Below are 8,507 nucleotides of genomic sequence, written 5' to 3' on the forward strand. Positions count from 1 at the left end.
CTTCCCGCCGGCGCCCTCGAGAAACGGAATCGAACTTCACGGCAATGATCTGCGCGTGTAATCCAGGCTGGCAGAAGACGCTCGGATCGGAAAACGGACGTGGCAAAGGGCTCCGGAAACAAGCGCAAGCGCCGGAAATCGCGCGCCGATGAGCGGCCCGCACCGCCCATCGAGGCGCCGCAACAGCCGCAAGCCACCGTGCGGAAGAGTATCCCCCGATTGGTGATCGGTGCCGGTCTGTTGCTTCTCGGGGTCGCCGCAGCGCTCTACTGGTACACGGCACCGGACAACTCGGCCCAGCCGCCGCAGCAAGCAGCCGAGCTGAGCTTCGTCGGCAGCCAGGCCTGCAGCGGATGTCATCAGGCGGAGGCGAAGCTCTGGCAGACGTCGCAACACCGTCACGCCATGGACCACGCCACCGAGCAGTCGGTGCGCGGCGACTTCAACAACGCGACCTTCGAATATGCCGGCACGCGCTCGCGCTTCTTCCGGCAGGACAAGAAATTCCTGGTCGACACGGACGGAGCCGACGGCAAGCTCGCGACCTTCGAAGTCAAATACACTTTCGGGGTCGATCCGCTGCAGCAATATCTGATCGAATTCCCCGACGGCCGTATCCAGGCGCTCTCGATCGCCTGGGACGCGAGGCCGAGGGAGCAGGGCGGCCAGCGCTGGTTTCATCTCTATCCCGACGGCGCCGTCACCAGCAGCGATCCCCTGCACTGGACGAAGCTGCACCAGAACTGGAATTTCATGTGCGCCGAGTGCCATTCGACCGGGGTGCGCAAGAATTATGACGCGGCGAAGGACCGCTTCGCGACGACGTTTGCCGAAATCAGCGTCGGTTGCGAGGCCTGTCACGGTGCAGGCTCGCGCCACGTCGCCTGGGCTACGGGCAGGAACAAGGTATCCGCTTCGGACCACGGGCTGGTCATGAAGTTCGACGAGCGAACGGGCATCACATGGTCGGTCGACGGCGGCACCTTGACCCCCGTGCGCAGTGCGCCGGCACTGGCCTTGCGCAAGGAGGTCGAGACCTGTGGGCGCTGTCACGCGCGCCGCGGCCAGCTTTCGGAGGACTGGACTCCGGGACGGCCGCTTTCGGAAACCCACCGGGTGTCGCTGCTCGAACGGCAACTTTTCCATGCCGACGGCCAGATGCGCGACGAGGAGGAGACCTACACCTACGCACCGTTCAGGCAGAGCAAGATGTTCGCCAAGGGCGTCACCTGCAGCGACTGCCACGACCCGCACAGCGCCGCCCTGAAGGCCCCCGGAGATGGCGTCTGTGCGCAGTGCCATGCGCCGGCGAAATATGAATCGGCCGCGCATCGGCAGCATGCCGATGTCTCGCCGCCATTGAGCTGCGCGTCCTGCCACATGCCGGAGCGCCGCTACATGGTGGTGGACCGCCGCCACGACCACGGCTTTCGCATTCCGCGCCCCGACCTCACCATGCAGACCGGCGTGCCGAACGCGTGCAATGACTGCCATCGCGATAAGCCCGCAGTCTGGGCAGCCCAACAGATCGAGACCTGGTTCGGCCTGGTGCGGAAGGGTTTTCATACCCATGCACCGGCGTTTCATGCCGCCTGGAGCGAAGCAGTCGACGCCCAAGCCCTGCTTGCCGCGATCGCCGGCGCCGGCGATGCTCCCGGCATCATCCGCGCCAGCGCGCTGGCCACGCTTCCCGCGCCCGATCCGAATTTGATCCGTCGCGGGCTTTCCGATCCCGATCCGCTGGTGAGACTGGGCGCGCTCGATGGGCTGGAAGGGGTGCCGGCCGACCAGCTCTGGCTACTCGCTTCTGCGCACCTGACCGATCCCGTTCGCGGCGTGCGTATCCGCGCCGCCGAGGTTCTCGCATCCGTCCCGCCCGCCCGCCAGCCTGCGGCCGATCGCGACAGGTTCGCGCAGGCCGCGGCCGAATTCGTGGCTGCGCAAAGGCTGAACGCGGATCGGCCGGAAGCGCGCACCGCGCTCGGCAGCTTTTCTGCGCGTCAGGGCGATGTCGGCGGGGCGGAGAGTGAATTTCGGGCTGCACTCAGGCTCGACCCGTCGTTTGCACCGGCCTCGATCAACCTGTCGGACCTGTATCGGCAGCTCGGACGCGACAACGACGGCGAGCGCGTCTTGCGCGAGACCCTTTCCCGGTCGGCACGGGATGCCTCGCTCCACCATGCACTCGGTTTGACGCTGGTGCGTCAGAAGCGCAGCGAGGCGGGGCTCGACGAGCTGCGTCAGGCCGCCGTGCTTGATCCGGGTCAGGCGCGCTACGCCTATGTCTACGCCGTCGGGCTGAACTCTGCCGGCCGCCGCGACGATGCGCTTGCCGTGCTGAAAGAGAGCCTGCAAGCAAATCCAAACAATCGGGAGTTGCTCTCCGCCGCCATCAACTTCAGCCGGGAGAAAGGCGACATCGTCGCCGCACTCGACTATGCCGAACGAATGGCGCGTCTCGTGCCAAACGATCCGCGCCTGGCCGACCTGATCGGGGAACTGAAACGGCAATCGCGGTAGCCTTACCCCTCCGCCTGCAGCCACTCCGCCGCGCCCCGCCACAGCGTGTCGCGGTGCTCGGCGCGGAAGAAGCCCATGTGGTCGATCATCTTCGCCCTGGAGTGTCGCCTCTGCGGGCAGACGCCAATGGCATTCCTTTACCTTCGAGCTACCACGTTTCTGCGTATGGCCTGACCTCGACATTGAACGACCATGCCGAGCGGGGTTGACCTGCCAGGTGCCATGCTTCGTCGGCGATCGCGGCGGGCGAGATAAAGAAGTCATCGGGCTTCTGCTTGAAGCGCTCGCGGGCCCAGGGGACGTCGATCACGGCATCGATGACGACATAAGCAACGTGCACGCCTTTTGGCCCGAGATCCCGGGCCATGGCCTCTGCCAGGATACGTTGCGCCGCCTTGGTCGGCGCGAACCCGGCAAAGTTCGCCCGGCCGCGCTGCGCCGATGTATTGCCGGTGACGATGATTGCGCCCTGGCCGGCGGTTACCATGGCCGGTGCCACGCGGCGTGCGAGATAGAGTAAACCCATGGTGTTGACCTGGAAGTTACGATTGAGCATGGCCGGATCGATTTCCATGAACGTTCCCCAGCCGCCGCCCACGGCGTTGTGGATCAACACGCTTGGAGCTCCCATCTCGCGCTCGACCCGATCCATCGCAACATCTACCTGGGACTGGTCCGACACGTCGCAGACATAGGCCTTTGCCGACGGTACCTGTTTGGCGAGATCGGCCAACCGCCCGGCGTCTCGTGCCAGCATGGCAACACGATAGCCGCCTGCGGCGAAGCGGCGGACGAGCGCCGATCCAGTTCCGGGGCCAACCCCGCTTACGACACAAACCGGTTCTGCCATCTGAATTCTCCCTAAATCGCGGAACGAAGGGCCTCTGCAACGAAGTCAAGGCGGTCGTTGCCGAAGAACATCTGATTGCCAACGAACACGGTCGGCGCGCCGAACACGCCGCGCTCGGCCGCCGCTTTCGTCTCGGCGTCAAGCCTTGCGACGATGGCCTCGGTGTTCGCGCGCTCCACGAGCGCGGAGGCATCGAGGCCTGCTCTTTCCAGAATGTCGATCAGCACCGAACGCTGGGAAAGATCGGCCGGCCGGCCCCATATCGCGGCGAACACTGTTGTCACGTATTCTGCGCCCCGGCCGTCCTCGATGGCGACGAGTGCGCCCCGGTCCAGCGCGGCGAAATCCAGGGATCTCGAGTGCGGGTTTCTGGAAAACTCGACATTGTAGCGCCTGGTCCAGCGCTGCAGGTCCGCGCCAGCGTACTTGCCCTTGTTCTTGCATTCGATCGTGGTCGGCCGGTTGCCGACGATCGTCATGAGCTCGAGTACGCGAAATGGACGATAGACGAGCGTTGCACCGTGCTCGGCCGCGATCTTCGGAAGCTGGGTGTGCGCGAGATAGGAGTAGGGACTCGGGAAGTCGAAATAGAACTCGACTGTGCGCGTCATGATCGTCGTCCTCTCTGGGTCTGAACCGGGGGTCTGACTGCGGTGGGCGATCAGGCGTCCAGCCTGTTCCTGGTCGCGCGAAGAATGTCTTCCGACAGCCCGGGATCGCTCACGGCGCGTGCGAGCACGAGCGCCCCGACCAAGGAGGCGACGGTTGCAAGCGCCTCCTCGTCCCGCCGGCCTTGCCTGATCCTGGAATCGATTCGGCCACTCACCCAACCGGTCATGGCCTTCACTCCGGCGGTGAATCTCTCTCGCACTGCCTTGCTTTGGCGCGGCATCTCGCAACACAAGGCTGCCAGGGGGCAGCCGCTGCCCACCCGGTCCCGGTGCGCCGCCGAAAGATATTCCGAAACGTAGTCGCTCAGGGCAAACGCGTCAGGCACTTCTTGGCCTTTGGCGGCTATCATATAGGCCACGGCTTCTTCGACGAGCCGCTCCCTGGAGCCAAACTGACTGTAAAGGCTGCCGTGGGTCATCCCGGCCGCTTCTGTCAGCGCGTCAACGCTTACGCCGGCGATGCCGCGCTCGCGCACGAGGCGCGAGGCAGCCTTGAGGATTCGCTCGCGATTGCTGGCAGCTTGTTCCTTTGAAACGCGCATGTCGGTGTCCCAGGGTCTTGACAAATAGAATGACGATCGTCATCTATATTTATAATTACGATCGTCACCAAAGTCAATGGCATCGCGGCGTCAGGAGTGGGGTCATGACCAGGATCAACACAAGGATCGCGCTCGTTACGGGCGCCTCGTCAGGCATCGGCGAGGCCACGGCGGAGCGGCTCGCGAGAGCCGGCTACAAGGTCTACGGCACCAGCAGGCGGGGAGCCCAGGCTGGCCGGCGATCGTTCGAGATGCTGGCCCTCGATGTCACCAGCGACGAATCCGTGGAAGCCGCCGTCGGCGATGTGATGCGGCACGACGGCCGCATCGATCTGCTCGTGAACAATGCCGGCTTCGGCGTCGCGCCCGCCGGAGCGGAAGAGAGCTCGATCGATCAGGCCCGATCGATCTTCGAGACGAATTTTTTCGGGCTGGTCCGGATGACGCGCGCCGTCCTGCCTCACATGCGGCGCCAGGGCAGCGGTCGCATCGTCAACATCGGCTCCGTGCTCGGCTTTCTGCCGATGCCGTATGGCGCGCTCTACTCCAAGCATGCGGTGGCGGGATATTCGGAATCGCTCGACCATGAACTGCGCACCAGGGGAGTTCGAGTCTCGGTCATCGAGCCCGCCTATACGAATACGGCATTCGACGCGAACTTCCTGGAGCCGGATGCCAAGCTCGACGAGTATCGCGAGGCCCGGGCCGGCGTGAGCAAGAGGGTCAAGGAAGTGATGCCGGTTGCCGAGCAGCCGGGCGTTGTGGCCGACACCGTGCTGAGGGCGGCCAACGCGGCGCACCCGAAGGTGCGATACACGGCCGGCAGGCTGGCGAAGCGCCTGCGCCTTCTCCGCAGATTTGCGCCTGCTGGCCTGGTGGATGCCGGGATTCGAAAGGACCTGCGGCTCGATGCGCCGGTGACATCACCGGCCGGCCCGGCGCGAGCGTCCGTCTGAGCGGGGGGACAGCCGGCGCAAGCGCTGCTTCATCACCGCCAGGATCCGAAATCTTCGACACAGGCCAAAACATGCGCGCACTTGTCTTCAAGCGTTACGGCAAGCCGGATCAGATCACGTTTGCCGATATTTCCCGGCCGGCGCCCGGGCCGGATGAGATCCTCGTTCAGGTACACGCCGCCGGCTTGAATCCGATCGACAACATGATACCGAAAGGAACGTTCAAGCCCATCCTCCGGTTTCAGCTTCCGGCCACGCTGGGCAGCGATCTGGCGGGCGTCGTGGTGGAGGTCGGAAGCCGTGTAACCCGTTTCAAGCCTGGCGATGCCGTCTTTGCCAGTATCTTCGACCTGGGCACGGGCGCTCTGGCTGAATTCGCGCTCGTGCCCGAGAATGCCGCCGCGCTCAAACCGGCAAATCTGGACTTCGTGCAGGCGGCCTCGATCCCGATGGTCGGACTGACGTCGTGGCAGGGGCTCAAGGAGCGTGCGCACCTCAAGGCCGGCCAAAAATTGTTCGTCCCCGCTGGTGCCGGCGGCATCGGGACGTTCGCGATCCAGCTCGCGAAATACCTCGGAGCAAAGGTGGGGACGACGACGAGTACGGGAAACAGGGACCTGGTGCGGAGCCTCGGAGCCGATGAGGTGATCGACTACAAGAAGCAGCAGTTTGAGGACGTGCTGCGGGACTACGATGCCGTGCTTGGCACCGTCAGGGGCGATGCGATCGAGAAGTCCCTTCGGATCTTGAAGCCTGGGAGTACCGTTGTCTCGCTCATCGGACCTCCGGACGCCGCATTCGCTCGTGCCCGGGGCATGAGCTTTTTCATGGCGTTCCTGTTCGGCCTGCTGAGCCGCAAGATAATTCGTCAGGCCAGGCAACGCGGCGCCGCGTATTCGTTCCTGTTCGTGCGCCCGGATGGTGGCCAACTCGCAGAGATCGGTGAGCTTCTCGAGGCGGGGCGCGTCCGGCCGGTGATCGACAAGGTGTTTCCATTCGAACAGGCGAAGGAGGCGCTTGCGTATCTGGAAAAGGGGCGGGCCAGGGGGAAGGTCGTTGTCCGGATGAAGTAAGGGTGACGCCATAGCAGAACCAATGCCACCATCGAGCCCTCCACAATCAGGCGAGCAAGCAACATGACTCAATCCGGCAGAAGCGGTACCCAATCTTCCTTCCAGGACGTTGCGCTCGTTGTCGGGGGCGGCCCCGGCATCAGCTCGAGCTGCGCCAGGTTGTTTGCGAAAAGCGGTATGCGGGTCGCTATCGCTGCCAGGAATCCCGACAAGCCGGTCCTCGAGGCTCTCGAGAAGGGGCATGGCGTAGGCCGATACGCCTGCGATGCAAGCGAACCGGCAGCCGTGGCGCACTTGTTCGAGAATGTTGTCCGCGAGATCGGGACGCCGAGGCTCGTGGTGCATAACATCGACGGCCGGGTTCCCGGCATTTTCCGCAAGAGCGTCGTCGAAGCCGATCCGGTCATGGCGTTCGCAACGGTTCGCAACGCGGCGTTCAGCGCGTTTCTGGTCGGTCAACAGGCCGCGCGACTCATGCTCGGAAACGAACCCGACGCCAACGGGGCGAGAGGAACCATCATCTTCACGAACGCCAGCGCGGCGCTGAGGGGCTTCCCGTCGAGCGGCGCCTTTGCCATGGCATGTCATGCAAAGTCCGGACTTGCGCAGAGTATGGCGCGAGAGCTGATGCCGCAGGGCATTCATGTTGCGAACGTGCCGATCGATGCTGCGATCGGCTGGACCCAGGAAGACGGGACCCGCGCGCACCGGTTGGCCGGAACGGCTGTCGACGACAACATGGCCGACCCCGATCGTATCGCTGAAACCTATCTGCATCTGCACCGTCAGCATCGCTCGACATGGGCGTTCGAAGTCGTGCTGCGGCCGTGGGTGGAGAAGTGGTGATTTACTCCGCCTGCAGCCATTCCGCCCCGCCGCGCCACAGCGTGTCGCGGTGCTCGGCGCGGAAGAAGCGGAAATGGCCGGTTTTCGACGGCAGTACGCCAGTGGCGTCTTTTCTTCTGGAATGATGGGCGCCATTGGCGTATATAAGCCGAGTGGCACGCCGACTCATCACTGTCGTGGAGACGCCTCTATTCAGCCGTCAGGCCCTCGACGTCTGGAATGATGCGGAGCGGGAAGCCTTCATAGACCACATCGCCCGCAATCCTGAAGACGGAGATCTGATTCCGGAAACCGGTGGGGTGCGGAAAATTCGATGGGTGCGGCCAGGGAGCGGCAAGCGCGGCGGCGCACGCGTGATCTACTTCTATCACAGCGGCGACCGTCCGCTCTATTTGCTGATGGTTTACGCGAAGGGGCGCCAGGAAAATCTGACGGCAGAAGAAAAGAAGATCGTTCGAAAGCTGGCAGCGATCTTGAAGAGCTGAGTGATGGGCGACGCAAGGAGCGAGCCATGGGAAAATTTGGCAAGGAACTGATCGAGAGCATGCAACAAGCGGCAAGACATGCCGCCGGCAAGCGAGTGCGTGGGGTGCGCGTATCCAAGGTCGAGTTGCCGGACGTGAAATCCATCCGCCTTTCGCTGCGAATGTCGCAACATCACTTCGCTGCAGCCTATCGGATTCCGCTTCCAACCTTGAAAAACTGGGAGCAGGGGCGGCGCATGCCGGACGCCCCTGCGGCTGCCTATCTGCTGGCGATCAAGCGGCGTCCCAAGGAAGTCATGGAAGCAGTGGCGCGGCCATAAGTCGAGGGGACCGCGATTGCGAGCAGAGCGAAGCAACCCATCTCGCCACATTTGACGAAGATGGATTGCGTCGTCGCATACTCGCAATGACGGATCACTCCGCCTGCAGCCACTCCGCCGCCCCGCGCCACAGCGTGTCGCGGTGCTCGACGCGGAAGAAACCCATGTGGCCGATCTTCTTCACGCCGATGTCGTTCGGCGAGATGCTGACGATGTCGGGCTTGGTGGCGGTGAAGCCGGAGCA

Annotated in this window: 9 protein-coding genes and 1 pseudogene; 6 read left to right on the forward strand and 4 right to left on the reverse strand. The window is 63.9% G+C overall.

Features of this window, described 5'->3' with window-relative positions; all coding sequences use genetic code 11:
- The first annotated feature begins 99 nt into the window (after positions 1-99).
- Positions 100-2,520, forward strand: coding sequence for a tetratricopeptide repeat protein (locus ACT4OC_RS07390; RefSeq protein WP_444838317.1), 2,421 nt, complete (start codon positions 100-102; stop codon positions 2,518-2,520).
- Positions 2,521-2,668: 148 nt separating this feature from the next.
- On the opposite strand, the gene ACT4OC_RS07395 is transcribed toward ACT4OC_RS07390, so the two are convergent.
- Genes ACT4OC_RS07395 through ACT4OC_RS07405 form a run of 3 tightly spaced genes read right to left on the reverse strand, consistent with a single transcriptional unit; the run spans position 2,669 to position 4,583 of the window.
- Positions 2,669-3,370, reverse strand: a complete 702-nt coding sequence (locus ACT4OC_RS07395) for an SDR family NAD(P)-dependent oxidoreductase (protein ID WP_444838318.1) — start codon at positions 3,368-3,370, stop codon at positions 2,669-2,671.
- A gap of 11 nt (positions 3,371-3,381) precedes the next feature.
- On the reverse strand, positions 3,382-3,981 hold the full coding sequence (locus ACT4OC_RS07400) for a 2-hydroxychromene-2-carboxylate isomerase (RefSeq protein WP_444838319.1): 600 nt from the start codon (positions 3,979-3,981) through the stop codon (positions 3,382-3,384).
- Between the two features lie 50 nt (positions 3,982-4,031).
- Positions 4,032-4,583: a TetR/AcrR family transcriptional regulator gene (locus ACT4OC_RS07405; protein WP_444838320.1), complete on the reverse strand. Its 552-nt coding sequence runs from the start codon at positions 4,581-4,583 to the stop codon at positions 4,032-4,034.
- 104 nt (positions 4,584-4,687) lie between these two features.
- Between ACT4OC_RS07405 and ACT4OC_RS07410 the strand changes: the two genes are divergently transcribed.
- From ACT4OC_RS07410 to ACT4OC_RS07430, 5 genes are all read left to right on the forward strand, one after another.
- On the forward strand, positions 4,688-5,539 hold the full coding sequence (locus ACT4OC_RS07410) for an oxidoreductase (protein ID WP_444838321.1): 852 nt from the start codon (positions 4,688-4,690) through the stop codon (positions 5,537-5,539).
- Between the two features lie 71 nt (positions 5,540-5,610).
- The gene (locus tag ACT4OC_RS07415; RefSeq protein ID WP_444838322.1) at positions 5,611-6,612 is read left to right on the forward strand and encodes an NADP-dependent oxidoreductase; all 1,002 of its coding nucleotides are present in this window, start codon (positions 5,611-5,613) and stop codon (positions 6,610-6,612) included.
- A gap of 63 nt (positions 6,613-6,675) precedes the next feature.
- Positions 6,676-7,458 (forward strand): SDR family oxidoreductase, encoded by a 783-nt coding sequence (locus tag ACT4OC_RS07420; RefSeq protein WP_444838323.1) that lies wholly within the window; start codon positions 6,676-6,678, stop codon positions 7,456-7,458.
- Between the two features lie 152 nt (positions 7,459-7,610).
- Positions 7,611-7,943: a type II toxin-antitoxin system RelE/ParE family toxin gene (locus tag ACT4OC_RS07425; protein WP_444838324.1), complete on the forward strand. Its 333-nt coding sequence runs from the start codon at positions 7,611-7,613 to the stop codon at positions 7,941-7,943.
- 26 nt (positions 7,944-7,969) lie between these two features.
- Positions 7,970-8,263: a helix-turn-helix domain-containing protein gene (locus tag ACT4OC_RS07430; RefSeq protein ID WP_444838325.1), complete on the forward strand. Its 294-nt coding sequence runs from the start codon at positions 7,970-7,972 to the stop codon at positions 8,261-8,263.
- A 94-nt stretch (positions 8,264-8,357) separates the two neighbouring features.
- Here the strand turns inward: ACT4OC_RS07430 and ACT4OC_RS07435 are convergent.
- Positions 8,358-8,507, reverse strand: a pseudogene (locus ACT4OC_RS07435) (alpha/beta fold hydrolase); the annotation flags it as partial.

The sequence above is a fragment of the Bradyrhizobium sp. genome (assembly GCF_052389815.1).
GTDB lineage: Bacteria > Pseudomonadota > Alphaproteobacteria > Rhizobiales > Xanthobacteraceae > Bradyrhizobium.

What these genes read in the sequence shown, in the direction of transcription:
- ACT4OC_RS07395 (WP_444838318.1), bottom strand. Translation starts at nt 3,370, where the DNA reads ATGGCAGAACCGGTTTGTGTCGTAAGCGGGGTTGGCCCCGGAACTGGA.
- ACT4OC_RS07415 (WP_444838322.1), top strand. Translation starts at nt 5,611, where the DNA reads ATGCGCGCACTTGTCTTCAAGCGTTACGGCAAGCCGGATCAGATCACG.
- ACT4OC_RS07410 (WP_444838321.1), top strand. Translation starts at nt 4,688, where the DNA reads ATGACCAGGATCAACACAAGGATCGCGCTCGTTACGGGCGCCTCGTCA.
- ACT4OC_RS07430 (WP_444838325.1), top strand. Translation starts at nt 7,970, where the DNA reads ATGGGAAAATTTGGCAAGGAACTGATCGAGAGCATGCAACAAGCGGCA.
- ACT4OC_RS07405 (WP_444838320.1), bottom strand. Translation starts at nt 4,583, where the DNA reads ATGCGCGTTTCAAAGGAACAAGCTGCCAGCAATCGCGAGCGAATCCTC.
- ACT4OC_RS07420 (WP_444838323.1), top strand. Translation starts at nt 6,676, where the DNA reads ATGACTCAATCCGGCAGAAGCGGTACCCAATCTTCCTTCCAGGACGTT.
- ACT4OC_RS07400 (WP_444838319.1), bottom strand. Translation starts at nt 3,981, where the DNA reads ATGACGCGCACAGTCGAGTTCTATTTCGACTTCCCGAGTCCCTACTCC.